The following is a 24,376-nucleotide window of genomic DNA, read 5'->3' as shown; positions in this document are numbered from 1 at the left end:
TTCGGCGTCCGGTTTGCCGCTCTGCCACCGGGGGAACACATTGTCTGGAATGATTCGCTTCAGAATCGGTGCGTACGCGGTAGGTGGGTCAGGAGGTCGGTAGGTGCTCAAGCTCCTCGGCGCGAAGCCTCTCGGTAATCGGGACGTCGCGCACGTGCTCCGGGTGCTCGACGCCGACCCCGTTGCAACCTGCATGGTTGCCGCGCGCGTGCAGGAATCGGGCCTCGATCCGAGGTCGTTCCACGGGGAGATGTGGAGCAGAGGCGGTCCGGACGAGTCGCTGTGCTTCTACGGTGCGAATCTGGTTCCGTTGCTCGGTTCCAGCGACGATCTTCGTTCTTTCGCGGACCGCGCGTGCCGTGGGCCGCGTCTGTGCTCGTCGTTGGTCGGCAGAGCGGAGTTGACGCTTCCGTTGTGGGAAATGCTCGAGACGGATTGGGGTCCGGCGCGAGAGGTACGCGGTGAGCAACCGTTGTTGGCCACGTCGGTACCGTCGTCCATCTCTCCTGATCCTGTCGTTCGGCTTGTCCGACCCGACGAGTTGGACGTCTATCTGACCGCGGCCGTTGCCATGTTCATCGAAGAGGTCGGCGTCGACCCGCGACTGAACGACGGCGGTAGGGGATACCGGCGTCGGATCGCCAGTCTCATTGCAGCGCAACGTGCCTGGGCCAAATTCGAGGACGGCCGCGTGGTGTTCAAAGCCGAGATCGGCTCGCAGTCCGGGACGGTCGGGCAAATCCAGGGAGTGTGGGTGCACCCGGACCGACGCGGGCACGGCCTGGGTGCAGCCGGAACGGCGACCGTGGTGAACTCGGTCGTCCGCCAGGGGCGAACTGCGAGCCTGTACGTCAACAGCTTCAACTACGTCGCGCGCCGGGCCTACGCGAAGATCGGTCTGACGCAGGTGGCGACGTTCACCACGGTGCTGCTGGACTGAGAACGGTCGCTCGATCGGCTTGTCCCGAAACGCGATTCGTTGCCGTGGTCGACGCACCGGCCGTATTACGATGGGGCGCAATGAGATCACGTGACGCGACCTGGATGCGCGGACGGCTGGGCGTGGTGACCGTGATCGGTGCCGTCGTCGGTGCCTGCCTCACCGGGTGTACACCCAAGCCCGACGGTCCGGAGCCCGCAGCTCAGGCATTCCTCGCGGCCTTCGAGGCCAACGACATCCCCGCGGCCGCCGCCGATACCGACAAGCCGGACGCCGCGGCCACTGCGCTGAGCGAGGCGTGGACCAATCTGCAAGCGGAGGCCCTCGACGCCGAGACGACGTCGGTTCGAGTCGACGGCGACACCGCCACGGTCGGCTACACCTACCGTTGGCAGCTGCCCAAGGATCGGGTGTGGACGTACGACGGCCAACTGAACATGGGTCGGAGTGCGGGAGAGTGGGTGGTGCGGTGGACCGCCTCGGATATCCACCCGAAGCTCGGTGACACGCAGACCATGGCCTTGCGCTCGACGGCTGCACCACGCGCTCGCGTCAACGAGCGCTCCGGCACCGACGTCCTCGTGCCCGGGGTCGTACATCGAATCAAGTTCGACGCGTCGGCCGCGAACAACGTCGTGGCCTCGGCGACGGCGTTGTCGACACTGCTGACACCGTTCGACGCGTCGATCACGGCCCAGTCGATCGTGGAGTCGGCGACTTCCGTCGACGGCGACTACCCGGTAGCGCTGTTGCGAGACAGCGATTTCGAACCCATCTCGGCGGCGCTCACCGAGATCCCAGGAGTCACAGCGTCCGACGAATCGGATCTCGTGTCCACCGACCCCACCTTCGCGCCGGACCTGGTGGGCCAGGTCAAGAAGGCCGTCATCGACGACGTCGACGGCAAGGCCGGCTGGAGCGTGGTGACCAGCAACCGCAACGGCGTCGACATCGACGTCCTCACCGACACCCCGCCCGAGCCGGCACCGTCCTTCTCGATCAGCCTCGATCGAAATATCCAGGTCGCGGCCCAACGAGCGGTGAACGCCAGGGCCGAGCAGGCCATGACGGTGGTCATTCAGCCGTCCACCGGGGCCATCCTCGCTGTGGCGCAGAATCCGGCCGCCGATCGGGACGGACCGGTCGCGTCGGCCGGTCTCTACCCACCGGGTTCGACGTTCAAGATCATCACCGCCGGGGCGGCGATCTCCAGCGGACTCGCGACCCCGGGGAGCACCGTTCCGTGCCCCGGTCGTATCGAGATCGGCGAACGAAGCGTCCCCAACTACAACGAGTTCGCTCTCGGTGACGTGACCATGAGCACCGCGTTCACCCGATCGTGCAACACCTCCTTCGCGAAGCTGGCGAGCGAGATGTCGCCCGACGCGTTGACCGTGGCCGCGTCCCAGTTCGGCGTCGGTCCGGACTACGACGTCGTGGGCTTGCCGACCGACTCGGGTTCGGTCCCGCCCGCGGACGAACTCGTCCAGCGCACCGAGGACGGATTCGGCCAGGGCAAGGTGGTCGTCTCGACCTTCGGGATGGCACTGGCCGCCGCGACGGTTGCCCACGGCTCCACACCGGTTCCCAATCTTCTGGTCGGACGGGAAACCGCTATCACCGGCGATCATCCACCGATAGAACCTGCCATGGTCGACGGGTTACGCGGCATGATGCGATCGGTGGTCACCAGCGGCACCGCAGAGCGGATCGCCGACCAGGGCGAGGTGTACGGCAAGACCGGGGAAGCAGAGGTCGAGGGCGGATCGCACTCGTGGTTCGTCGGTTACCGAGGCGACATCGCCTTCGCGACCTTGGTGGTACGCGGCGGCAGCTCGGACAATGCGGTCGCCGTCACCCGGGAGATGTTCGAGCAGCTTCCGCCCGGGTACTGAGCGCTGCGCCGGTGGGCCGGGTTCAGCCCGACAGCAGCCCGAGTCGACGACACGCGAGAACCGCTTCGTATCGAGTGTGCGAGTCGGTTTTTCGCATCACGCTGCGGAGATAGGACTTGACCGTCTCGGCACCGATCGACAGCCGTGCCGCGACTTCGACGTTGGTGCAACCGAGCGCGACCTGCGAGATGACGTCGATCTCGCGTGGCGTCAATGCCTGCGAGTCGCCGGAGTCGCTGTCCTGGTTCGCCGTCCGACCGAGCGTTGCTGCCAGTCGCGCGGTGACCGCGTCCAGTCTGTGTTTGACCGCCGCGTCTCCGATCGACCGAGCGAGCTCGGCGAGCTCGTCGTGCACACCGCGCAACTCGGCCGTTCGCGAGAGGTGCCCGTCCGACGTGGCCCGCGCACTCTCCATGAGGCGCACCCTGCGGTCGACCTCGTCACGGATGGCGATCTCCTGACCGAGGCGCCGGGCTGCGGCGGTCATGATGTCGCCGACTCGATCACCGAGGGGGCCGCGTTCTCGCACCGCTGCGTACATCACCATGCGGGCTGCTCCGGCGACGACAACCGGCACCGCCAGGATCGACTTGAGGCCCTCGCCGAGGACCGGCCGGTCGAAGTGGTGGGTGATCGACATCGACGCGCCGTAATCACTGACGGCCGCGGGCCGACGTTGGTCCATGACCCGGCCACCGAGACCGGACCTGGGCGGGATGGCGAGCCCGTCCAGCCCACGCGTGCGGGTGCCGTGAAATTCGCTCAGGTGCAGCGTTTCCGAGGACACTTCCCCGCCGAACACGACGGGCACGGCGGACGTCGCGGCGACCTGGCGTAGTTCGGCGCGAAGGGCGTCGCCGTCCCGGGGGCGCAACAGACTGGAATGGACCACGACGCTTCCTTCCTCGGTTCGGGTACGTCGACGGCGAACGTGACCCAGATCATATCCCGTCGCGCGGTTGCGGATTCGGTGGCCTCGACCAGCAGCGCTGGTTCTTCTGGACACGGATGCGACGACTACTCTGGACGGCATGTCTGTCACCGCCGAGAGCAAGCCCCGTCAGCCACTCGTGCCAGGCGTCGTCTCGCCCGTCCTCTCCGTGCCGAAGTCGATCGAGCGACCCGAATACGCGTGGAAGTCGACCGTGAACGAAGGCAGCGAGCCGTGGGTGCAGACCCCCGAGGTCATCGAGAAGATGCGCGTGGCGTCGAAGATCGCGGCTCGCGCTCTGCAGGAAGCGGGCCGGGCCGTGGCACCGGGAGTGACCACCGACGAGCTCGACCGTATTGCACACGAGTACATGGTCGACCACGGTGCTTACCCGTCCACGTTGGGCTACAAGGGTTTTCCGAAATCGTGCTGCACCTCGCTGAACGAGGTCATCTGCCACGGCATCCCCGATTCGACGGTGATCGAGGACGGGGACATCGTCAACATCGACGTCACCGCGTACATCGACGGTGTGCACGGCGACACCAACGCGACGTTCCTGGCGGGTGACGTGTCCGAGGAGGCGCGCCTGCTCGTCGAGCGGACACACGAAGCGACGATGCGGGCCATCAAGGCGGTCAAGCCGGGGCGCGCCCTGAACGTGGTCGGGCGAGTGATCGAGTCCTATGCGCACCGTTTCGGCTACGGCGTGGTGGAGGACTTCACCGGCCACGGCATCGGCACGACATTCCACAACGGCCTCGTCGTGCTGCACTACGACCAGCCGTCGGTGGAGACCATCATCGAGCCGGGCATGACGTTCACCATCGAACCGATGATCAACCTGGGCACGATCAACGCCGAGATGTGGGACGACGGCTGGACCGTGGTCACGCACGACAAGAAGTGGACCGCACAGTTCGAGCACACGCTCGTGGTGACCGAGACGGGTTGCGAGATCCTGACACTGCCGTGAGCGGAGCCTGCGGAGTGAATAGAAATCTGATGCTGCCGTGAAAGGCGCTCTGTTGGTTGCCGGCACTACCTCCGATGCAGGCAAGAGTGTGTTGGTCGCCGGCCTGTGCCGGATGCTGGCGCGGCGGGGTGTTCGGGTGGCCCCGTTCAAGGCTCAGAACATGTCGAACAACTCGGTCGTCACGTTGGACGGCGGCGAGATCGGCCGGGCTCAGGCGATGCAGGCGGCCGCTTGTGGCCTCGAGCCCAGCGTGCGGTTCAATCCGGTGTTGCTCAAGCCCGGCAGTGATCGGACGTCGCAGTTGGTGGTGCGCGGGCGTGCGGTGGCCCAGGTGAGTGCGAGCAACTACATCGAACATCGGCAGGCGCTCCGGCATGTGGTCGCCGACGAGTTGTCCTCGCTACGTGCCGAATTCGACGTGGTGATCTGCGAGGGTGCCGGTTCACCGGCCGAGATCAATCTACGCGCCACCGATCTGGCCAACATGGGATTGGCGAGGGCGGCGTCGCTGCCGGTGATCGTGGTGGGCGACATCGACCGCGGGGGAGTGCTGGCACACCTGTTCGGGACGGTGGCGGTGTTGTCACCCGAGGATCAGGCTCTCGTTGCAGGGTTCGTGATCAACAAGTTTCGGGGTGATCCGGCTCTGTTGGCACCGGGGCTCGACCAGTTGCGGACGTTGACCGGGCGGCCGACGTACGGAGTCGTTCCGTTCGCCGACGGGTTGTGGATGGACGCGGAGGATTCGCTCGGCACCGTTCCCGATGCGCCCGTGGGCAGGCCCCGTCCTCCGCTCGGCTCGCAGTGGCTGCGGGTGGCGGCGGTGCGATTGCCGAGGATCTCCAACACGACCGATGTCGAGGCGCTGGCGTGCGAGCCCGGAGTGTCGGTGCACTGGGTCACCGAGCCTTCTCGGCTCGAGGATGCGGATCTGGTGGTCGTCCCCGGCAGCAAGTCCACGGTGTCGGATCTGGAATGGTTGCGGCGCACCGGTCTTGCTCGTGCCCTTTCCGAGCGCGCCGCTGCGGGGAGGCCGGTTCTCGGCATCTGCGGCGGTTACCAGATGTTGGGCCGAACCATCTCTGATTCCGTGGAGTCGGGCGTCGGAACGGTCGAGGGACTGGGATTGCTCGATCTCGACATCGAATTCGCGGCCGAGAAGGTACTCGTGCAGGTGAGTGGTCGTTCCGTCGCATTCGGCTCGGATCCCGTGCGGGGGTACGAAATTCACCATGGACGAGTGGTCCGGAACGAAGACGATGCCCTGCTGACGACCGCGGGGGGCGTCGGCGAGGGCAGTGTGCGTGGCGGTGTCGTGGGAACTCACTGGCACGGACTCCTCGAATCCGATGATTTCCGTCGATCCTTTCTCGCCTGGGTGGCAGAGAAGGCGGGTCGCGCAGGATTCGAGGTTGCGTCCGACACGTCGGTTGCGGCCCTTCGAGAACAGCAGTTGGATCTGCTGGCGGATCTGGTGGACAGCAACATCGATATCGACGCCGTTCTCGATCTGATAGAGAACGGCGTCGACGGCTCGACGAAAAAGATCGTTACGCAGATGCTTTGAGCAAGCCCATCCAACTGACGGTCGAGAAGATCCCGGTGATCACGAGCGGAACGACCACCAGCAGAAGCACGCGTGGGGTGTCGGTGAAGAAAGTCCCGACGTCGGGCCACCAGTTCTGCCACGTGATCACGATCGCGCCGCCTCCGAAGACGACGAGGCCGGCGAGTCCGAGCGTGAACAGCCCGTTCGTGCGGAAGCGCCGGTAGACGACTCCGACGAACGCCCCGATGGACCCGATCAGCAGTAGCCCGATCACCAGAGTCAGCCACTGCAGGAGCGGGTTGTCGGTGGCGTAGCGGGCCAGACCGAACATGCGGATCTTCAGCCCGAAGCCGCCGGTCGCGGCTTCGACGACCGACAACAGGTAGACGATCGTGCCGAGGGCGACCGATTGTGCTACCCCCACCAGTGCTGTCGCAGTGAGGAATTCGCGACGTGTGATGCTCAGGCTCAGGGCGTACGGGAAGCACTGGGTGATAGCCGTGACGTAGAAGGCAATAGCGAACCCATACACCGAGAACACGCCGCCGCTGAAGCTGAAATCCGAATCGCTTTCCGGAACGACCGAGAAGATGCCGTAGGTGATCACGAACACTGCGACGAGAATTCCCAGGGGCCACGCGAATGTGGTTGCCCAGGAGGTGTTGTGGACCCGAGCTACGTTCAATATTCGCTTCATGACAAGGCCTCCTCGGCGGTGGTCGACTCGTGGATAGATCCGGAATGGGCAGTGGTTCGATCGATGATCAACTGCTGCAACGGAATCGGTTCGATGCTGAGACCGGACGCCACGCCGAGGGATTGCTGGTGATCGTTCAGTCGCCCGTCGATCGTCGCTCGGGCTGTTGAGCCGAGAGCAGTTCTGTGCAAGATTCGATGCTCTGCAGCGAACCGGTCGACAGCCTCGGTCGGACCGGTGATCTCGAATGCTCTCTCGCGCAGATCGTCCGACTCGGCGTCGAGCAGTATTCTTCCCTTGTCGATGAGAATCACGTGCTCGATCAGATTGCTGACCTCGTCTACGAGGTGTGTCGACAGAACGACCGTTCGGGGGTTCTCCGCGTAGTCGGCCAGCAGCCGGTCGTAGAACATGTGTCGTGAGACTGCGTCCAGCCCCAGGTAGGGCTCGTCGAAGAAGGTGAGTGGCGCTCGGGACGCGAGACCGATGACGATTCCGAGTGCCGACGTCATTCCGCGAGAGAGCTTCTTGATCTTGCGACCCAACGGGAGGTCGAAATCGCGCAGCAATTCGGCGGCGAAGTCGTTGTCCCAGTGCGGAAGAATGTGGGAGGCCTGCGCAAAGGCGTTCTTGACCTTCAAATCGTCGGGATACTTCTGGCTTTCCTTGACGAAGCACACGTGACTCAGAGCGCGTGGGTTCTCCCACGGGCGTTCGCCGAATACCGAGATCTCACCATCACTTTCGCGCATCTGGGCGGTCATCATCTGCATGACGGTGGTCTTGCCTGCTCCGTTGCGGCCGAGGAAGCCGTAGATCTTGTTGCGTTCGATCTCGAAGCTCACGTCGTCGACGGCGGTGAACGAGCCGAACTTCTTGGTCAGGTGTGTGGCCGACGCAACGACGCGGCGGAGTTCGTCGGGCGTACCGATATCGTGGATGCTCATCGCGCTGCCTCCCAGTTGTCGAGCATGGTCTTGAGTTCGTCCACGGTCATTCCGAGCTTGCGTGCCTCGGTGACCAGCGGGTCGATGTACTGACGGGCGAACAGATCGCGTCGACGGAACCGGAGTGCGTCCCGTGCGCCTGTGGTGACGAACATTCCGATCCCTCGTTTCTTGTAGACGACGCCGTCGGCGACGAGCTTCGCGAGCCCTTTGCCCGCTGTGGCCGGATTGATGCGGTGGAACGCGGCGAGCTCGTTGGTGGAGGGAACCTGTTCTTCCTCGGCCAGGGAGCCGTCGATGATCGAGTTCTCGACGAGCTCGGCGATCTGCAGGAAGATCGGCCTGCCCTCGTCCATCAGAGCCACCGCCGCGGCGGCGAGGTTCGGTACCTCAGTGGTTCATTACTCATGTAACTAACCATAGAACCGGTGCGTGGTTCTGGCAAGAGGCAGTACCGTCGTCCCCATGGAGTTCACGCATGTGAGTGCTGCGGGCGGGTCTGTTTCGGTACGAGTAGCGGGACCGGACAGTCGGCACGTCGTGCTCCTGTTGCCGGACATCGGCGATTCGGTCGATGTCTACGACTCGGTGAGCGAGCGCTTGCACAACTCGGATCTGAAAACCGTTGCGGTGGAAGACATCGACGGAGTGGGGGACGACGCTGTTCTCGCCTTGCTGGACGAGCTGAAGCTGTCGTGGGTCCACCTCGTCGGGAGCGGTGCCGGTGCGGAATCGGCCTGGAGACTGGCGGCGAAGACTTTCGGTCGGTTTGCCAGCCTCATCGCCGTGGATCGTTGCCACCCGGCGATCGCCGACCATCGTGGCATCGTGCGGGACGCCGAGTGCCCCGCAATCGAGTTGCCGACGACGCTCGTCATCGGCAACTCCGAGATGCGTCCGTCCGCCGACAACAGCGGCCGCCTCGTCTACTCGGACTTTCGGGTCGTCGCGCTCGACGGCGTCGAACATGTCGCGGCCGACGCCCCGGCGGCGCTGGCCACGGAGATCGTGCTCCGCACCAGCCCCTGGTGATCGAAACCTACAGGTCGAGGCCCAGGAGGGCGTTCTCGACCACCTCGGGCAGTCCTGGGTGGATCCAGTACTGACCGCGGGCCATGTCCTGGGCGGACAGTCCGAAGCTCATCGCCTGGATGAGCGGCTGGATGAGAGTCGGGGCCTGAGCTCCGATGATGTGAGCCCCGAGTATCTTGCCGGTGCCCTTCTCGGCGATGATCTTGCACAGCCCTTCGCTGTCCTCCATCGCCCAGCCGAAGGCGACGTCGCCGTAGTTCTGGACCTTCACCGTGATGTCGAGCCCTGCGTCTCGGGCCTGTTCCTCGGTCATACCCACCTCCGCGATCTGCGGATCGGTGAACACGGCAGCGGGAACGAAGCGGTGATCGTAGGTACGCAACGCGGACGTGTCGCCGTGCCAGGCGTCCTGCAGCAGGTTGTACTGGACCACGCGCGCTTCCTGATTGGCCACATGCTTGAGCTGGTACGGCGAGGAGACGTCGCCCAGTGCGAACACGCCCTCGGCTGTGGTGCGGCCGAACTCGTCGACCACGATGCGGCCCTCGTCGTCCAGCTCGATCCCGGCAGCACCGAGATTCAATCGGTCGCCGTTGGGCTGGCGGCCGACGGCCACGAGAAACGCGTCTCCGAGGACCTTGGTGCCGTCCGAGAGTTCGACGCCGTGCAGTCCGCCCTCGGAAATCCCGCGCGTGTCACCGGAGTCGAGGTGAACGTCCCACTTGGCCCGGGCGAGCTCGGTGAATCGCTTCGCGATATCGGCATCCAAAGCGCGCAGCAGCGAATCCTTGCGGGCGACGATCGACACCTTCGACCCGAGTGCGGAGAAGACGTGCGCGAATTCGGCTGCGATGTAACCGGATCCGAGGATCACGAGGTGTTCGGGCAGTGCCGGTAAACGCATGACGTCGTTGTTGGTGTGGTAGTCGACACCGGAATCTTCGATCGATTGCGGCACGATGGGACGCGAGCCGGCCGCGATGACGATCCGGTCGGCCGTGATGGTCGTGCCGGTTCCGGTGTCGATGGTGCGCGGCCCGACAAAGCTCGCGTGACCTTGGAACAGCGTCACGTTGGGGCTGCCCTCGGCCCGGTATCGCTTACCGCCCTCGGAGATGGGGTCGATGCGTCCGAAGACCCGCTCGACGATGTCCGGCCAGCGGACCGCGTCGACGTGTGCATCGATGCCGTACTTGGCGGAATCTCGCACGGTGCGGGCGACCTCGGCCGCGTAGACGTACATCTTGGTGGGGATACAGCCGACGTTGAGGCAGGTTCCGCCGAACGTCGAATTCTCCTCGATCAGGGCGACCTTCTTGTCGTCGAACCTCTGATCGACGATCGAGTTTCCCGAGCCGGAGCCGATGATGACGACGTCGAAGTGCTCAGTCATGAAATGTGTCCGATCTCGGTGTGGTCCTTGCCCGACGCGTGGTCGGTCTTCTCTCCTCGGTGCAACCACTCGAGCCATTCGTCCATTTCCGCGAAGGCCTGGGCGCGAGGGCCCTCGGTGGACAGGAAGACGTCGTGGCGTGCGCCCTCGATGGGGACGATGGAGGTTCGATCACCCAGGCAGCCGGCCCAACGGGCGATCTGCCGGACGTCGAGAACGGCATCGGCTTCGTCGACGGCCGAGCTGTAGCGGCGAGAGAAATGCGTCACTTTCGAGCGAAGGATCAGCGAGGGAATTCCGATATCGAGGCCGCGGTGCAGCTCGGCATGCCCGTGCCGGACCGCACGGATCCAGCCGAAGGTGATGGGGAAGCCGGCGAGGGGTTTCCAGTCCAGGTCGTAATCCCACTCGCCCTGCTCCGATGCCGCGAGGGAAAGGCCGTAGGTGTCCAAGCCGCCCCCGGGAACCGGGGTCTTGGCCCGGAATCTGCCGATGACGTCGATCGCCGCGGTACCGACGCTACGTATCGCAGGCGGGCCCTGCAGGTCGAACCAGGGGCTGTTGAGAACGACGCCCGCCAGGCCCAACCCGGACGAGCCGCCTTCCTGACGGTTGAGACGGTTGAGCCACAGCGGCAACACGAGGCCACCGGTGGAGTGTGCCATCAGCAGCACCGGCGCGTCCGCGCGCTCGGCGCGCACCAGGCTCAGCGCCTCGTTCAGCTCGGCGTCGTACATCGCCAGATCGGTCACGAAGTGTGCAGTCTGGCCCTCACGGCGCGATCGTCCACATTTGCGCAGGTCGAGCGCGTAGAACGCGTATCCCTTGGCGGCGAAATGCTCGGCGATGTGTCGCTGGAAGAAGTAGTCGGTGAATCCGTGGACATAGATCACCGCGCGGTCGAAGTTGGCGACACCCGGCGGTTGATACCGCACCAGAGTGGCCTCGACCTGGCCCTCGCCGTCCGGATCGTCTCCGAGTGGGATGGTCGTCTGTTCGTAGCCGTCGCCGAGGACATCGGGAACCCAGGTAGTCACAGATCACAACTGTAGTGGGCGCCGCCGACAGCGTCCGAGGAGCACAATCGAGAGCAGGTTGACGTGGTGTCCGATGGGGTAGGCCCAGCTAGTAACCTGACCGCATCGGGTGAGTAACCCTCTACAGAAGAGTTCTCGGACCGATACCGCCACCGGCCGAGACCTTTACAGACAAGGAAGTCGATTCTCCAGTGTCCACAGATGAGCAGGGTAAGCGGATCAAGACCGACGTCGTTCTGGTCGGTGCCGGAATCATGAGCGCCACCCTCGGTGCGCTGCTCCGTCAGCTCGAGCCGAACTGGTCGATCGACGTCTACGAACGTCTCGACGCCGCAGCGGCCGAGAGCAGCGACGCGTGGAACAACGCGGGCACCGGGCACTCGGCGCTCTGCGAGCTCAACTACACGCCGCAGAACAAGGACGGCAGCGTCGATATCGCCAAGGCGCTCAACGTCAACGAGCAGTTCCAGGTTTCGCGGCAGTTCTGGGCCCACGGCATCGAGACCGGCGTCCTCTCCGACGCCAAGAACTTCATCAACCCGATCCCGCACGTGAGCTTCGTGCACGGCGAGGACAACGTGAAGTACTTGCGGGCGCGCTACGAGGCGCTCGTCGGCAACCCCCTGTTCGCCGGCATGGAGTACATCGATTCCAAGGACGAGTTCACCGCGCGACTGCCGCTGATGGCTCGTGGCCGTGACTTCTCCGATCCGGTTGCGCTCAACTGGAGTCAGGAAGGCACCGACGTCGACTTCGGTGCACTCACCAAGCAGCTGCTGAACTACCTGTCCGCGGCGGGTGGCACCGTGCACTTCGGGCACGATGTGCGCAACATCACCAAGCAGTCCGACGGCACGTGGGACGTCAAGGTGGCGAACCAGCGCACCGGTGCCAAGAAGACCGTCAACGCCAAGTTCGTGTTCGTCGGGGCGGGCGGTGGCGCGCTGCACCTGCTGCAGAAGTCGGGCATCGCCGAGATCAAGGGCTTCGGCGGGTTCCCCGTCAGCGGCGAATGGCTGCGGTGCACCAACCCCGAACTGATCGAGCAGCACTCGGCCAAGGTGTACGGAAAGGCCTCGGTGGGAGCACCGCCGATGTCGGTGCCGCACCTCGACACGCGCGTCATCAACGGCCAGCAGGGATTGTTGTTCGGACCGTACGCGGGATGGTCACCGAAGTTCCTCAAGCAGGGCAAGATCACCGATCTGCCCGGCTCGGTCAAGCCGGGCAACCTGATGTCGATGCTCGGCGTCGGCGTGACCGAGCTCGGGCTCGTGAAGTACCTGGTGAGCGAGTTGGCTCAGTCGCAGGCCGATCGGGTCGAGACTCTGCGGGAGTTCGCGCCGACCGTCGTCGCCAAGGACTGGGAGCTGGTCACGGCCGGTCAGCGTGTGCAGGTGATCCGCAAGAAGGGGCGCGGCGGCGTTCTCGAGTTCGGTACCGCTGTGGTCAACGCTGCCGACGGAAGCATCGCGGGCCTGCTCGGTGCCTCTCCCGGCGCATCGACAGCCGTACCGGCCATGCTGGACGTGCTGCAGCGGTGCTTCGGAGACAAGTACGACGCGTGGCAGCCCAAGCTCAAGGAAATGGTCCCGTCCCTGGGGGTCAAACTGGCTCAGAACAGCTCGCTGTTCGACGAGGTCTGGGCCTGGACCTCGAAGACACTGGAGCTGGAAAGTTCGCGTGAGCTCGCACAGCCCACGGGTGTGTGATAGCAAAAGGTATGAATACGCAAGCAGCAGCTCTCAAACGATCGTGGGCACTAGACCTGTCCAACAGCACGTTGTACGACCTGTTGAAGCTGCGTGTCGAGGTGTTCGTGGTCGAGCAGGCCTGCGCCTATCCGGAGTTGGACGGACGTGACCTGCTGACCGAGACGCGGCACTTCTGGCTCGAACGAGACGGTGAAGTGGTGTGCACTCTGCGTCTGCTCGAGGAGCACGACGACGGCGAGAAGGCGTTCCGTATCGGCCGCCTGTGCACCCAGCGTTCGGCCAGGGGACAGGGACACACCACGCGAATTCTGCGGGCCGCCCTGGCCGAGGTCGGTTCGGCACCGTGCCGGATCAACGCGCAGAGCTACCTCGTCGACATGTACGCCAAGCACGGCTTCCTGCCCGACGGCGAGGAAGTGCTCGAGGACGGTATTCCGCATACTCCGATGCGTCGCGGTGGCGGCACCGCCTGGAGCGAGGCGTAACAGCCCGTTCGGATCCGAGGCTACGAATGCCACACACGTCCAGGCGTGTGTGGCATTCGTTCGTTCGGCGGTAGTGTTCCGTTCGAAGTCGAGTGCGGAGAAGTCCTGTGAGAATCAGGCGCGGTCCCGCCACTGTGATCAGGAGTGTTCTCCTGTCAGCCAGATCGCCGCCCGGCTTCGTGTAGTCCACCGAACGCTCGGCGCGGAACTCCGAGCACGAAGGGAATTGGTTGTGCAGCGAGAGAGCAGTGTCCCCGAACCGGGGTATCCGTTCAGTGCGATCGTCGGTCAGGATCAGCTGCGGTTGTCGTTGATCCTGTGCGCGGTGCACCCCGGTATCGGCGGTGTGCTGGTGCGCGGCGAGAAGGGGACCGCGAAATCGACGGTGGTTCGGGCGCTCGCAACTCTGCTGCCTGCCGTCGAGGACGAGGACGGTGCCCGCCCGGCCAAGCTGGTCGAGCTTCCGGTGGGAGCGACCGAGGACCGCGTGGTGGGGTCCATCGACCTCGAGAAGGTACTGCGCGACGGGGAACGAGCATTCCAACCCGGCCTGCTCGCAGCGGCACACCGCGGCGTGCTCTACGTCGACGAAGTGAACCTGTTGCACGACCATCTTGTGGACGTCCTGCTCGACGCGGCGGCGATGGGTCGCGTACATGTCGAACGAGACGGCGTATCGCATTCTCACCCAGCACAATTCGTCCTCGTGGGCACGATGAATCCCGAGGAGGGAGAGCTCCGGCCACAGTTGCTCGACCGATTCGGTCTGGCGGTCGAGGTCACCGCGTCGCGTGATGTGGACGTGCGCATGAACGTCGTGCGCAGGCGTATGAACTACGAGCGTGATCCCCACGCGTTCGCGGCAGCGTACGTCGACGAGGACGCCGCCGTTGCAGCGCAGATCGTGGCTGCACGCACGATCCTCGATGATGTGGTGTTGAGCGACAAGGAACTTCGGCGCATCGCCGCGCTGTGCGCATCGTTCGACGTCGACGGTATGCGCGCAGACCTGGTGGTCGCGCGTACTGCCTCGGCCCACGCCGCGTGGCGAGGCGCGAGCGAGGTGACCGAGGAGGACGTGCGCGTCGCGGCGGAACTGGCGCTACCGCACAGGCGTCGACGCGACCCTTTCGACGAGCCGGGTATAGACGACAAGCAGCTCGACGACGCCATGCGCGACGCCGCCGAACAGGCCGAGCAGCAACCCGATCCCGAGCCGGAGCCGGATCCCGACGGTGATGGAGGAGCACCGAAGCCCGACGCGGCGAACAATTCCGATGCGCCGTCGAGCACGGAATCCGACGCCCCGCAGGAACCGGCCGACAGCCAGGACAAGGCACCGACCGGTGCGGGCAGCGATCGGCAGGCGGGAACACCGGGCGCGCAGTTCAAGGCGCGGCTCATCGAGCTTCCTGGGGTCGGTGAAGGTGCTCCGGGTAGGCGCTCGCGGTCGAGGTCCTCGTACGGACGGTCGGTTCGTCCCACCGTCGAACCGGGCCGGGGCCTGCATCTGATCGGTACGTTGTTCGCGGCAGCCGAGCAGCAGGTGGAGCGCGGGCGCACGTCCGGGCGGCTGCGGCTCGCGCCCGAGGACCTGCGCGGAGCCGTCAAGGAGGGACGCGAGGGCAACCTCATCGTCTTCGTCGTCGACGCGTCGGGATCCATGGCTGCGCGAGACCGACTGTCGGCGGTGACGGGTGCGGTGCTCTCACTGCTCCGTGACGCCTATCAACGGCGCGACAAGGTCGCGGTCATCACCGTGCGCGGCACCGAGGCCGAGACAGTACTGCCGCCGACGTCCTCGGTCGATGTCGCTGTGACGCGGCTGCGAAAGATGAAGACCGGGGGCAAGTCTCCGTTGGCGCAGGGATTCCTGACCGCACGAGAGTTGGTGCTGCGCGAGAAGGTTCGAGACCCGCTGCGGCGCGCGTTGGTGGTCGCTCTGACGGATGGGCGTGCCACGGGCGGCACCGATCCCGTCGGTCGGGCGCGAATCGCCGCCGGCCGCATCGCGGCGGACAAGATCGCGTCGGTCGTCGTCGACTGCGAGTCGGGCATGGTGCGCCTGGGATTGGCCGCGGACTTCGCCGGCTGTCTCGGAGGCGGATACGTGGCGCTCGCGGACCTGTCGGCCGAGCAGGTCACTGCCGTCGTTCGCGCAGCGGCGTAGGGGGACACGCGATGCCACAGGGAGTACCTGCTCCGGGAACCGTTCCGGAGGACGGCCTCACGACGCGTCAGCGCCGCAATCTGCCGGTGCTCGCCGTCCACACCGGTCCCGGCAAAGGGAAATCGACCGCTGCGTTCGGAATGGCGTTGCGGGCCTGGAACCAGGGTTTCGACGTCGGCGTGTTCCAGTTCGTCAAGAGTGCGAAGTGGAAGGTGGGCGAGGAAGCGGCATTTCGTGCTCTGGGCGACGCGCACGAGAGCACCGGAATCGGCGGCGCTGTCGAATGGCACAAGATGGGCGAGGGGTGGTCGTGGACTCGCAAGAAGGGTAGCGAGGTCGACCACGCCGATGCCGCGGCCGAAGGCTGGCGTGAGATCGCACGGCGCATCGAGCAGCAATCCCATCGCTTCTACGTGTTGGACGAATTCACCTATCCACTCAAGTGGGGCTGGGTCGACGTCGCGGAGGTGGTCGAGGTGCTGACACATCGGCCGGGCAACCAACATGTCGTCATCACCGGCCGCGACGCTCCGCCGGAGTTGATCGCGGCCGCCGACCTCGTCACCGAGATGACCAAGGTGAAGCACCCGATGGATGCGGGTCGCAAAGGGCAGCGGGGCATCGAATGGTGAACCGGTCGTGTCCGGCCGTGGTGATCGCGGCACCCGCGTCGGGCAGCGGAAAGACGACGGTCGCCACCGGACTGATGGGTGCCCTGCGCGGTGCCGGCCGTCGGGTCGCTCCGTTCAAGGTCGGCCCGGACTACATCGATCCCGGTTACCACTCGCTCGCCGCGGGCCTGCCCGGTCGAAATCTCGACGCCGTCATGGTCGGTGCCGACCGCATCGGCCCACTGTTTCTGCACGGCAGCAGCGGCTGCGACATCGCAGTGGTCGAAGGCGTCATGGGCCTGTTCGACGGCAAGATCGACATGACCGGTCCGGGGGAGGCGTCCGCCGAGGGCTCGACCGCGCGAGTGGCGGCCATGCTCGGCGCGCCGGTGGTGCTCGTGGTGGACGCACGCGGGCACAGTCAATCCCTCGCCGCCGTGCTGCACGGATTTTCCACCTACGACTCGAGTGTGCGGATCGGCGGTGTGATCCTCAACCGCGTCGGCAGTGATCGGCACGAACAGGTGCTCCGTCAGGCCTGCGAACGAGTGGGTGTTCCGGTTCTGGGCTCCCTGCCGAGGATGAGTGAATTGGTCGTTCCGTCACGGCATCTGGGGCTGATCACCGCGGTGGAGCACGGCGGTGCCGCTACCGATGCGGTCGACGCGATGAGTGCATTGGTTGCACAGTTCGTGGACATCGAGGCGGTCGAGGCGCTGGCGCGTTCGTCGGTGCCCGTCCCGGCCTGGAACCCTGCGCTCGAGGTCGGACCGTCCGGTGGCGCACCGGTGATCGCTGTCGCCGGCGGCCCGGCGTTCACCTTCGGCTACACCGAGCACGTCGAACTGCTCCGGGCCGCCGGCGCAGATGTTGCGGTCTTCGATCCGCTGCGCGACGGATTACCCTCGGGCACAGCAGGAGTGGTACTTCCCGGCGGGTTCCCGGAAGAACATGCCGCCGCCCTCGCGGCGAACGAAGTGCTGCTCGCCGATATCAGGACAGCGGCGGCCCGCGGATTGCCGATACATGCCGAATGCGCCGGGTTGCTCTATCTCGCACGGAGATTGGACGGCCACGCCATGGCCGGAGTAGTCGACGTCGACGCGGAATTCGGGAACACGCTCACCCTCGGGTACCGCGATGCCGTCGCCCTCGAATCGTCGACGCTGTTCGACGCGGGTAGTCGCGTCACCGGCCACGAATTCCACCGAACGAAACTGGTGGACGTCCGAGAGAGCGCACCGGCGGCGTGGGGTTGGCACAAGCACGGGGTCGACGGCAGAACCGCCGCACGCGAGGGTTTCGTGCAGGGTGGTGTCCACGCGTCGTATCTGCACACACACGCGGCGGGGAACCCCGAGTCCATCACGCGATTCGTTTCTGCCGCACACGATTACGCGTGCGTGTGAAGCATGGCGTCGTCATCGGAATCGGTGCCCGAGCCGGGGTCGGACCCGACGAGGTACTGCAGGCGATCACCGAGGTGATGCACGAGAACTGGTCGGTGGTGAGCATCGCATCGATCGACCGAAGAGCAGAACTGGTGGCAGCGATCGCGTCGAGAATGGGTGTTCGAGGAGCGACGTTCTCGGCGTCGGACCTGTCTGCAGTCGTCACCGAATCCGGGTCGGACCGGGTGCGAGACGCAGTCGGTACTGCCAGCGTCGCGGAAGCGTCGGCTCTGTTGGCCGGCTCGGCGCGGCGGCTGCTGGTTCCGAAGGCAGTCGGGGCCACCGTGGTCGTCGCGGTGGCCGCGACGGACGAAGAACCGGCGGATCTGCCGCACTGACTGGCGAAAGCGAGCCGACGAGGGCACTGTGGGTCGAATGAGTTCCGACAGTCTGGTTCTACTCGGCCCGATCGTTCGTTATGTCGGCACCGAGACCGCGACCCTGTGGTTCGAGATGGCGCACCCGTGCACCGTCACCGTCGTCACCGATGTCGGCGTCCGAGCATCGGAACGAACGTGGGGAGTGCACGGTCACCACTTCGCGCTCGTTCCACTCGAGGGCCTGCCCGCCAACGCGCCGGTGAGCTACGAGGTGTTCGTCGACGAGCACACGGTGTGGCCGGAGGACGGCAAGCGAGCCAGCATCCACACCGTGGACGCAGCGGGGCCGGTCACGCTTGCGTTCGGGTCTTGTCGGCGCGGCGACGATTACAGCGCGAAGTCTCTGAAGACGATCGGTGCCGATGCACTCGCCGGGCTCGGATCTGCCCTCATCGAGCAGGATCCGGGCCAGTGGCCCCAGGCCCTGTTGCTTCTGGGTGACCAGCTGTACGCCGACGACCCGTCGCCCGAGATAGTCGAACGACTGCAGGCGCGACGGGAGTCGGGAGAGGGACCGACCAGTGCCATCGGCACCGACGCGGAGAACGAGATCTGCGACTTCGAGGAGTACTCGTGGCTCTATCGGGAATCGTGGGGACTCGAGCCGGTGCGGACGCTGTTGGCGAGCATCCCGTCGTGCATGATTCTCGACGATCACGATCTGCGCGACGACTGGAATTCGTCGGCCTCCTGGCGTCGTGACATCGAGACCCGGCCGTGGTGGAACGACCGCGTGATCGGGGCGTACTCGTCGTACTGGGTGTATCAACATCTGGGCAATCTCTCGCCGAAAGAACTGGCGGGGGACGAGATGTACGCCGCCGTTCGCTCCGCCGAGACCGACGCGGATCGCGAGAAACTGTTGGCCGACTTCGCGTTACGTGTCGATCGAGCCCCCGAGACCGGCCGGTGGAGCTTCTATCGAGATTTCGGCGACACCCGTCTGATCATGATCGACTCACGCTGCTCACGAAATCTCGACCCCGAGAACCGCGAAATGGTCGACGAGAAGGAATGGGCGTGGGTCCGCGAGCGCGCACTCGAGACGACGCCCCGGCATCTGCTGTTCGGATCGTCACTGCCGTACCTGATGCTGCCGGCACTGCATCATCTCGAACAGTGGAACGAGGCTGTGGCACAGGGGAGTTGGGGGCCGAGGTCGGCCAAGGTGGCCGAAAAGATGCGAATCGGACTCGACCTCGAGCACTGGGCCGCATTCACCAACTCGTTCAACGACATGGCAGCCCTGACGCGTGAGCTCTCGCGCGGTGACGACAAACCCGCGTCGATCATGTGGCTCTCGGGAGACGTGCACTGCTCGTACGTCGCGAACGCCGACTTCGGTGTCGGCGGGCGCGACGTGCCTGCGACGTATCAGCTGACGATGTCTCCGTTCCGCAATCCGCTGAATCTGCCGATCCGCGCGGTCAACAAACTTGCCGTCAAACGCCCGGCGGCGAGGATCCTGTCGAAGCTCGCGCGGGCCGCCCATGTGGGCCCGTCGGGTGTCGAGTGGCAAGCCGAGGCTGGCCCGTGGTTCGACAACGGGGTCATGCTGCTGACCCTGCACGGCGACTCGGCGCGACTGCAGGTCCACCATGCCCACGTCGACGACGCCGGGAAGCAGGTCCTGACACGAACGTCCAGCCTGGCGCTCGCCTAGAGCAGGCATCCCCGCCATGCTCGGGTGAAAACGATTGGCCATCGAGGGGCTAATGGGGTTGGCTGGTTCGTTGTGGCCCATCTCGAACTCAACGACATCGTGTACTTCCTGCCCGACGGACGGCAGCTGCTCAACGGCGTCGGCTTCCGGGTGGGCGACGGTGCCAAGACCGCATTGATCGGGCCCAACGGAACCGGTAAGACGACGTTGACGCGCATCGTGGCGGGCGACGAGGCTCCCGACGAGGGCGCGGTGTCGAGTTCCGGTTCGCTCGGGGTGATGCGGCAGTTCGTCGGGCAATTGCGAGACGACTCGACCGTGCGTGACCTGTTGCTGTCGGTTGCGTCCCCAGCCGTCCGGTCCGCAGCTGCTGCCCTCGACGCCGCCGAGAACACGATGATCGAGGTCGACGACGAGAAGACCCAGATGAAGTACGCGCAGGCCCTGTCCGATTGGGGCGACGTGGGCGGCTACGACCTGGAACCGTTCTGGGACAAGGTGACCACGGCTGCGCTCGGTATGCCGTTCGATCGCGCGAAGTGGCGCGCCGCCTCGACGCTCAGTGGCGGTGAGCAGAAGCGGCTCGTGCTCGAGTCACTGTTCGCCGGCACCGACGATCTGCTGCTGCTCGACGAGCCGGACAACTACCTCGACGTGCCCGGCAAACGTTGGCTCGAAGCAACGATTCGCGACTCCGACAAGTCCGTCCTGTTCATCAGCCACGACCGGGAGCTCATCGCCAACGCTGCCAACCGGATCGTGACCCTCGAGCCGGGGGTGAGCGGGGCCACCGCGTGGGTGCACGGCGGTGGTTTCGCGACGTATCACGCAGCGCGGGAAGACCGGAACGCGCGACTCGACGAACTGCGCAGGCGGTGGGACGAGGAATTGGTCAAACTGCGCGCGCTGGTGTTGCGTCTGCGCGAGAAGGCGAAGTTCAACGACGGCGTCGCCGCCCGCTACCACGCATCGCAGACGCGACTGGCCAAGTTCGAGGAGGCCGGACCGCCCGAGGCCGTGCCGCTCAAGCAGCACGTCACCGTCCGGTTGCGCGGTGGTCGAACGGCCAAGCGCGCGCTCGTGTGCACGGCCCTGGAACTGACCGGCCTGATGAAACCGTTCGACACCGAGATCTGGTACGGCGATCGCGTGGCGGTATTGGGTTCCAACGGCTCGGGCAAATCGCACTTCCTGCGTCTGCTCGCCAACGGCGGCACCGATCCCGAGAAGGAGCACGAGCCGGTCCAGGAACTCGCACTCGCGCCCGTTCCGCACACCGGGACAGCGGTACTCGGGGCCCGGGTACGGCCCGGTCTGTTCGCGCAGACGCACACGCGTCCGGATCTTGCCGGCAACACGCTGCTCGAGATCCTTCACATGGGCAACGAGCACCGGGACGGCATGGGCCGTGAGGCCGCCGGCCGAGCGTTGGACCGATACGGTCTGGCCCGCGCGGCCGAACAGTCCTACGACAACCTGTCGGGCGGGCAGCAGGCACGTGTGCAGATTCTTCTGCTCGAGCTCTCCGGCGCCACGCTGCTGCTGCTCGACGAGCCGACCGACAACCTCGACCTGATGTCGGCCGATGCGCTCGAAGACGCCATCGCGGCATTCGAGGGCACCGTGATCGCGGTGACACACGACCGGTGGTTCGCCCGCAGTTTCGATCGATTCCTGGTGTTCGGTGCCACCGGGCAGGTTTACGAAGCAGCCGAGCCCGTATGGGACGAGAAGCGAGTCCAGCGCGCGCGGTAGCGTTTCCTCTCGTGAACGCGACTGACTCTCCCTATCTGGTCGGCCTGAATCTCGAAGGGCGGCGCGTCGTCGTGGTCGGTGGCGGCACCGTCGCACAGCGTCGACTACCGCTGTTGATCTCGTCCGGAGCAGTGGTCCACGTGGTCACCCGCGAGGCCACTCCGGCCGTGGAGGCAATGGCGACAGCAGGGCAGGTGACGCTCGAACTGCGCGATTACCGCCACGGCGATCTGGCCGACGCCTGGTACGCCATCGCCTGCACCGACGAGGCCGAGACCAATATCGCCATTGTTGCGGAAGCGACCGCGTCCAAGATCTTCTGTGTCCGTGCCGACATCGCCAAGGACGGCACAGCCGTCACTCCGGCGTCGGCCGAATGGGACGGCCTCACGCTGGGAGTGCTGGCAGGCGGCGAACATCGCCGATCGGCCGCCGTGCGCAATGCCGTCGTCGAAGCGCTGCAGTCCGGCGTCGTGGCCGACTCGGCGCACGCGCCGCTGACCGGTGTCGCGCTCGTGGGCGGCGGGCCGGGCGACCCGGATCTGATCACCGTCCGGGGCCGCAGACTGCTGGCATACGCGGACGTCGTGGTGGCCGATCGGCTGGCTCCACCGGAGTTGCTCGCCGAACTCGGACCACACGTCGAGGTCATCGACGCTTCGAAGATTCCGTACGGCCGGGCAATGGCGCAGGAAGCCATCAACCAGGCGCTGATCGACGGTGCCAAGGCCGGCAAGTTCGTGGTTCGGCTCAAGGGCGGTGACCCGTACGTCTTCGGTCGCGGTTACGAGGAGCTCGAAGCGCTGGCCGCCGAGGGCATTCCGGTCACGGTGGTACCGGGCATCACCAGCGCGATCTCGGTTCCGTCCTCGGCCGGAATCCCGGTGACGCATCGCGCCGTCACCCACGAATTCGTCGTCGTGAGCGGTCACGTGGCCCCCGATCATCCCGATTCTCTGGTCGACTGGGACGCATTGGCCAAGCTCAAGGGCACAATCGTGTTGCTGATGGCCGTCGAGCGCATCGGGCTGTTCGCCGATGTACTCGTGGCGGGCGGCCGCCCGTCGGACACCCCGGTCATCGTCGTTCAGGAGGGCACTATGCGCACCCAACGTGAAGTTCGGGCCACGTTGAGCTCCGTCGCCGACGCGGTCCGCGAGGCCGAGATCAGGCCGCCGGCGATCGTCGTCATCGGCACTGTGGCCGGGTTCTCTGTACACGCCGGTAACGTGAACGCTCGTGCCTGAGTCATCGATGTCCAACACCTCCGCCGCCGAGATCAAGTACCCGGTGACGACTCGAGCGTTCGGGATGGCGATCATCGTCCTGAGCGGGCTGCAACTGATGGTGGTTCTCGACGGCACCGTCGCCAACCTGGCCTTGGCTCCGCTGCAGGCCGATCTGGGTCTGTCCGACGCCGGGCGCAACTGGGTGTTGACCTCCTACGCGTTGGCCTTCGGTGGGTTGATGTTGCTCGGCGGCAGGCTCGGCGACGCCTTCGGGCGAAAGAAGATGTTCCTCGCCGGCGTCGTCCTGTTCACGATCGCCTCGTTGCTGTGCGGACTGGCAGTCAACGAAGCCACGCTCGTTGCGGCGAGGGCACTGCAGGGGGTCGGTGCGGCGGTGGCGTCGCCCACGGCATTCGCGCTGGTGGCCACGACATTCGCTCCGGGCCCGGTGCGTAATCAGGCCATCGCCATCTACGCCGCCATGACCGGTGTCGGGTCCATTGCCGGGCTCATCATCGGCGGCGCTCTGACCGAGGTGTCGTGGCGCTGGATCTTCCTGATCAACGTACCGATCGGCATCGTCATCGTCGTGCTCGCCGTCGTGTCGCTGCAGGAGACCGTCGGGGCGAAGCTCGCCCTGGACGTGCCGGGTGCGATCCTGGCGACCCTGGGCTGCACGGGTGTGGTCCTCGCGCTGAGCGAGGGTACCGAGCTGGGCTGGTCGAGCCCGATCGTCATCGTGTCGTTGATCGCCGGACTGCTGTTCCTCGGATTGTTCCTGTTGGTCGAGCGACGGGCCGAGAACCCGCTGCTGCCGTTCTCGTTGTTCGTCAGTCGCGATCGAGTGGCGACCTTCGTCGCGATCTTCTTCGCCGGCGGGGTCATGTTCTGTCTCGCGGCGTATGTGGCGTTGTTCGTGCAGGACATTCTGGGCTACAGCCCGCTGCATGCCGGCCTGGCGTTCGTGCCGTTCGCCTTCGGTCTCGGTGCCGCGGCGTTCCTCGCGTCGCAGCTGGTGACTCGGATCGCTCCGCGCTGGCTGATTCTCTGTGGTGCGGTCATCATGGTCGGCTGGCTGCTGGTGTCCGTGACGACGATGGACGCGGATTCAGCGTACTTCCCAGGGTTGTTCTTCCCTGTGATCGGGATCGGCTTCGGCGTCGGTCTGACGGTCGTTCCGCTGCCGCTGTGCGCCATCGCGGGCGTGAGCCCCACCGAAATCGGTCCGCTGACGGCAATCTCGCTGGTCGCCCAGACCCTCGGCGGTCCTCTGGCGCTGGCCGTCATCGGGGCACTGGTCACGTCGCGAACACTGTCCCTCGGCGGCATATCCGGGCCGGCGACTCTGATGAACGACAGTCAGCTCGACGCACTGAGCTCCGGGTACATGTTCGCGCTGTTCTGCTGCGCGGTCTGCGCCGTGATCGCCGGCATCGCCGCACTGTTCATCCGGTTCACCCCGCAGCAGGTGGCCCAGGCGCAGGCCGCGCAGGAAGACGCCCAGAAGGGCTGACGAGCGG

General features: G+C 65.6%; 21 protein-coding genes and 1 riboswitch. Of the genes, 15 read left to right on the top strand and 6 right to left on the bottom strand.

Going from position 1 to position 24,376, the window contains the following annotated elements; all coding sequences use genetic code 11:
- Positions 1 to 103: 103 nt before the first annotated feature.
- Together CH262_RS10895 and CH262_RS10890 are read left to right on the top strand one after the other, a co-directional pair.
- A complete protein-coding gene (locus CH262_RS10895; RefSeq protein WP_094717592.1) occupies positions 104 to 940 on the top strand; it encodes a GNAT family N-acetyltransferase in 837 nt (278 codons plus the stop codon).
- Between the two features lie 104 nt (positions 941 to 1,044).
- On the top strand, positions 1,045 to 2,835 hold the full coding sequence (locus CH262_RS10890; RefSeq protein ID WP_094653002.1) for a penicillin-binding transpeptidase domain-containing protein: 1,791 nt from the start codon (positions 1,045 to 1,047) through the stop codon (positions 2,833 to 2,835).
- Positions 2,836 to 2,857: 22 nt separating this feature from the next.
- On the opposite strand, the gene CH262_RS10885 is transcribed toward CH262_RS10890, so the two are convergent.
- Positions 2,858 to 3,727, bottom strand: a complete 870-nt coding sequence (locus tag CH262_RS10885; RefSeq protein WP_032370795.1) for a helix-turn-helix transcriptional regulator — start codon at positions 3,725 to 3,727, stop codon at positions 2,858 to 2,860.
- 139 nt (positions 3,728 to 3,866) lie between these two features.
- Here CH262_RS10885 and map point away from each other — a divergent pair, with 139 nt between their 5' ends.
- Together map and CH262_RS10875 are read left to right on the top strand one after the other, a co-directional pair.
- Positions 3,867 to 4,742 (top strand): type I methionyl aminopeptidase, encoded by an 876-nt coding sequence (gene map / locus CH262_RS10880; protein WP_045841850.1) that lies wholly within the window; start codon positions 3,867 to 3,869, stop codon positions 4,740 to 4,742.
- 37 nt (positions 4,743 to 4,779) lie between these two features.
- Positions 4,780 to 6,309, top strand: coding sequence for a cobyric acid synthase (locus tag CH262_RS10875; RefSeq protein WP_094717591.1), 1,530 nt, complete (start codon positions 4,780 to 4,782; stop codon positions 6,307 to 6,309).
- Here CH262_RS10875 and CH262_RS10870 read toward each other — a convergent pair.
- Genes CH262_RS10870 through CH262_RS10860 form a run of 3 tightly spaced genes read right to left on the bottom strand, consistent with a single transcriptional unit; the run spans position 6,293 to position 8,294 of the window.
- Positions 6,293 to 6,988 carry a hypothetical protein gene (locus tag CH262_RS10870; protein ID WP_027496720.1) on the bottom strand — a complete coding sequence of 232 codons (696 nt, stop codon included), beginning with the start codon at positions 6,986 to 6,988 and terminating at the stop codon, positions 6,293 to 6,295. The genes CH262_RS10875 and CH262_RS10870 overlap by 17 nt on opposite strands.
- Positions 6,985 to 7,935: an ABC transporter ATP-binding protein gene (locus CH262_RS10865; protein WP_094717590.1), complete on the bottom strand. Its 951-nt coding sequence runs from the start codon at positions 7,933 to 7,935 to the stop codon at positions 6,985 to 6,987. The genes CH262_RS10870 and CH262_RS10865 overlap by 4 nt, the downstream gene beginning before the upstream one ends.
- A complete protein-coding gene (locus tag CH262_RS10860; protein WP_027496722.1) occupies positions 7,932 to 8,294 on the bottom strand; it encodes a GntR family transcriptional regulator in 363 nt (120 codons plus the stop codon). The genes CH262_RS10865 and CH262_RS10860 overlap by 4 nt, the downstream gene beginning before the upstream one ends.
- A 106-nt stretch (positions 8,295 to 8,400) precedes the next feature.
- Between CH262_RS10860 and CH262_RS10855 the strand changes: the two genes are divergently transcribed.
- Positions 8,401 to 8,967 carry an alpha/beta fold hydrolase gene (locus tag CH262_RS10855; protein WP_094717589.1) on the top strand — a complete coding sequence of 189 codons (567 nt, stop codon included), beginning with the start codon at positions 8,401 to 8,403 and terminating at the stop codon, positions 8,965 to 8,967.
- A gap of 7 nt (positions 8,968 to 8,974) precedes the next feature.
- Here the strand turns inward: CH262_RS10855 and mtr are convergent, their stop codons facing one another.
- The gene (mtr, locus tag CH262_RS10850; RefSeq protein ID WP_032383401.1) at positions 8,975 to 10,360 is read right to left on the bottom strand and encodes a mycothione reductase; all 1,386 of its coding nucleotides are present in this window, start codon (positions 10,358 to 10,360) and stop codon (positions 8,975 to 8,977) included.
- Positions 10,357 to 11,397: an alpha/beta hydrolase gene (locus CH262_RS10845; protein ID WP_094717588.1), complete on the bottom strand. Its 1,041-nt coding sequence runs from the start codon at positions 11,395 to 11,397 to the stop codon at positions 10,357 to 10,359. Before CH262_RS10845 ends, mtr begins: the two co-directional genes overlap by 4 nt.
- A gap of 191 nt (positions 11,398 to 11,588) precedes the next feature.
- Between CH262_RS10845 and mqo the strand changes: the two genes are divergently transcribed.
- The 10 genes from mqo (at position 11,589) to CH262_RS10795 (ending at position 24,369) form a co-directional block, all read left to right on the top strand.
- Positions 11,589 to 13,109, top strand: a complete 1,521-nt coding sequence (gene mqo, locus CH262_RS10840; protein ID WP_032366421.1) for a malate dehydrogenase (quinone) — start codon at positions 11,589 to 11,591, stop codon at positions 13,107 to 13,109.
- Between the two features lie 11 nt (positions 13,110 to 13,120).
- Entirely contained in the window at positions 13,121 to 13,597 is a 477-nt protein-coding gene (locus tag CH262_RS10835; protein ID WP_027496727.1) for a GNAT family N-acetyltransferase, read from the top strand.
- An 85-nt stretch (positions 13,598 to 13,682) separates the two neighbouring features.
- Positions 13,683 to 13,775: riboswitch (adenosylcobalamin-variant (AdoCbl-variant) riboswitch) on the top strand.
- A gap of 54 nt (positions 13,776 to 13,829) precedes the next feature.
- Positions 13,830 to 15,767, top strand: a complete 1,938-nt coding sequence (locus CH262_RS10830) for a magnesium chelatase subunit D family protein (RefSeq protein ID WP_373453778.1) — start codon at positions 13,830 to 13,832, stop codon at positions 15,765 to 15,767.
- Positions 15,768 to 15,778: 11 nt separating this feature from the next.
- On the top strand, positions 15,779 to 16,399 hold the full coding sequence (cobO, locus tag CH262_RS10825; RefSeq protein WP_027496729.1) for a cob(I)yrinic acid a,c-diamide adenosyltransferase: 621 nt from the start codon (positions 15,779 to 15,781) through the stop codon (positions 16,397 to 16,399).
- A complete protein-coding gene (locus tag CH262_RS10820) occupies positions 16,393 to 17,787 on the top strand; it encodes a cobyrinate a,c-diamide synthase (protein ID WP_179274243.1) in 1,395 nt (464 codons plus the stop codon). The genes cobO and CH262_RS10820 overlap by 7 nt, the downstream gene beginning before the upstream one ends.
- Complete coding sequence (locus CH262_RS10815; RefSeq protein ID WP_179274964.1) at positions 17,778 to 18,167, top strand: cobalamin biosynthesis protein; 390 nt, start codon at positions 17,778 to 17,780, stop codon at positions 18,165 to 18,167. Before CH262_RS10820 ends, CH262_RS10815 begins: the two co-directional genes overlap by 10 nt.
- Before the next feature lie 37 nt (positions 18,168 to 18,204).
- On the top strand, positions 18,205 to 19,872 hold the full coding sequence (locus tag CH262_RS10810) for a DUF7800 domain-containing protein (RefSeq protein ID WP_179274963.1): 1,668 nt from the start codon (positions 18,205 to 18,207) through the stop codon (positions 19,870 to 19,872).
- A 72-nt stretch (positions 19,873 to 19,944) separates the two neighbouring features.
- The gene (locus CH262_RS10805) at positions 19,945 to 21,627 is read left to right on the top strand and encodes an ATP-binding cassette domain-containing protein (RefSeq protein ID WP_032366426.1); all 1,683 of its coding nucleotides are present in this window, start codon (positions 19,945 to 19,947) and stop codon (positions 21,625 to 21,627) included.
- A gap of 11 nt (positions 21,628 to 21,638) precedes the next feature.
- Positions 21,639 to 22,874, top strand: coding sequence for a uroporphyrinogen-III C-methyltransferase (cobA, locus tag CH262_RS10800; protein WP_373453777.1), 1,236 nt, complete (start codon positions 21,639 to 21,641; stop codon positions 22,872 to 22,874).
- A 7-nt stretch (positions 22,875 to 22,881) separates the two neighbouring features.
- Positions 22,882 to 24,369 carry an MFS transporter gene (locus CH262_RS10795; RefSeq protein ID WP_032372610.1) on the top strand — a complete coding sequence of 496 codons (1,488 nt, stop codon included), beginning with the start codon at positions 22,882 to 22,884 and terminating at the stop codon, positions 24,367 to 24,369.
- Positions 24,370 to 24,376: the final 7 nt, after the last annotated feature.

This window comes from Rhodococcus sp. 05-2255-1e, from assembly GCF_002259025.1.
GTDB lineage: Bacteria > Actinomycetota > Actinomycetes > Mycobacteriales > Mycobacteriaceae > Rhodococcoides > Rhodococcoides fascians.
Note: the sequence above shows the minus strand (reverse complement) of the source record. Positions and strands in the feature narration are given on the sequence as shown.

What these genes read in the sequence shown, in the direction of transcription:
- CH262_RS10820 (WP_179274243.1), top strand. Translation starts at nt 16,393, where the DNA reads ATGGTGAACCGGTCGTGTCCGGCCGTGGTGATCGCGGCACCCGCGTCG.
- CH262_RS10870 (WP_027496720.1), bottom strand. Translation starts at nt 6,988, where the DNA reads ATGAAGCGAATATTGAACGTAGCTCGGGTCCACAACACCTCCTGGGCA.
- map (WP_045841850.1), top strand. Translation starts at nt 3,867, where the DNA reads ATGTCTGTCACCGCCGAGAGCAAGCCCCGTCAGCCACTCGTGCCAGGC.
- CH262_RS10855 (WP_094717589.1), top strand. Translation starts at nt 8,401, where the DNA reads ATGGAGTTCACGCATGTGAGTGCTGCGGGCGGGTCTGTTTCGGTACGA.
- CH262_RS10795 (WP_032372610.1), top strand. Translation starts at nt 22,882, where the DNA reads ATGTCCAACACCTCCGCCGCCGAGATCAAGTACCCGGTGACGACTCGA.
- mtr (WP_032383401.1), bottom strand. Translation starts at nt 10,360, where the DNA reads ATGACTGAGCACTTCGACGTCGTCATCATCGGCTCCGGCTCGGGAAAC.
- CH262_RS10835 (WP_027496727.1), top strand. Translation starts at nt 13,121, where the DNA reads ATGAATACGCAAGCAGCAGCTCTCAAACGATCGTGGGCACTAGACCTG.
- cobO (WP_027496729.1), top strand. Translation starts at nt 15,779, where the DNA reads ATGCCACAGGGAGTACCTGCTCCGGGAACCGTTCCGGAGGACGGCCTC.
- CH262_RS10890 (WP_094653002.1), top strand. Translation starts at nt 1,045, where the DNA reads ATGCGCGGACGGCTGGGCGTGGTGACCGTGATCGGTGCCGTCGTCGGT.
- CH262_RS10865 (WP_094717590.1), bottom strand. Translation starts at nt 7,935, where the DNA reads ATGAGCATCCACGATATCGGTACGCCCGACGAACTCCGCCGCGTCGTT.
- CH262_RS10810 (WP_179274963.1), top strand. Translation starts at nt 18,205, where the DNA reads ATGAGTTCCGACAGTCTGGTTCTACTCGGCCCGATCGTTCGTTATGTC.